General features: G+C 71.2%; 2 protein-coding genes. Both read left to right on the top strand.

The features are described from left to right. Nucleotides 1–364, top strand: a 364-nt coding sequence (locus A9X05_RS16960) for an AAA family ATPase (RefSeq protein ID WP_368664934.1), incomplete at its 5' end; no start/stop codon positions are given. After that, nucleotides 361–1105 (top strand): DUF58 domain-containing protein (locus A9X05_RS16955; RefSeq protein ID WP_067782862.1); only part of this gene is annotated, 745 nt, incomplete at its 3' end. The genes A9X05_RS16960 and A9X05_RS16955, both read left to right, overlap by 4 nt.

Genomic DNA, 1105 nt, shown 5'->3' with positions numbered 1-1105 from the left:
AGTGGTGCGCGTCGTGACCGCCACCCGCCATCCCGAGCAGCTTGGCATGAACGACGTCAAGACGTGGATCTCGTTCGGTGCGTCCCCGCGCGCCTCGCTGGGCATCATCGCCGCGTCCCGCTCGCTGGCGCTGGTGCGTGGCCGCGACTACGTGATTCCGCAGGATGTCGTCGATGTCATTCCCGACGTGCTGCGGCACCGCCTGGTGCTCACCTACGACGCGCTCGCCGACGAGATCTCGTCGGAGATCGTCATCAACCGGATCCTGCAGACGGTCGCCCTGCCTCAGGTCAACGCCGTTCCGCAGCAGGGGCAGTCGGTGCCCCCGGTGATGCAGCCCGCCGGCGCGGCTAGCGGTCGGTGACCGACCCCAAGCAGCCGGCGGTGCCACACCCGCCCTCGATGCAGCGCGGGCAGATCGTCGACCCGAAGCTGGCGGCGGCGCTGAGGCAACTCGAGCTGACGGTCAAGCGCAAGCTCGACGGCGTCCTGCACGGTGACCATCTCGGGCTGATCCCGGGACCGGGCTCCGAGCCGGGCGAATCGCGCGAGTACCAGCCCGGTGACGACGTCCGGAGGATGGACTGGGCCGTCACGGCGCGCACCACGCACCCCCACGTCCGGCAGATGATCGCGGACCGTGAGCTGGAGACGTGGCTGGTGGTCGACATGTCGGCCAGCCTCGACTTCGGCACCGTGGGCTGCGAGAAGCGCGACCTGGCCGTGGCGGCAGCTGCCGCGATCACGTTCCTCAACAGCGGCGGCGGCAACCGGCTCGGGGCGCTGATCTCCAACGGCCAGACCACGACTCGGGTTCCGGCGCGCTCCGGGCGGCAGCACGAGCAGACGCTGCTGCGCACCATCGCCACCACCCCGAGGGCGCCGGTCGGCGTGCGCGGGGATCTGGCGACGACCATCGACGCGCTGCGCCGTCCGGAACGCCGCCGCGGCATGGCGGTGATCATCAGCGACTTCCTGGGGCCGATCAACTGGATGCGCCCGCTGCGGGCGATCGCGGCCCGCCACGAGGTGCTGGCCGTCGAGGTGCTCGACCCCCGCGACGTCGAGCTGCCCGACATCGGTGACGTCGTGCTGCAGGACGCCG

The organism is Mycobacterium sp. E3298 (genome assembly GCF_001666895.1).
Lineage (GTDB): Bacteria > Actinomycetota > Actinomycetes > Mycobacteriales > Mycobacteriaceae > Mycobacterium.
This window is presented reverse-complemented; position numbering and strand designations above follow the sequence as displayed.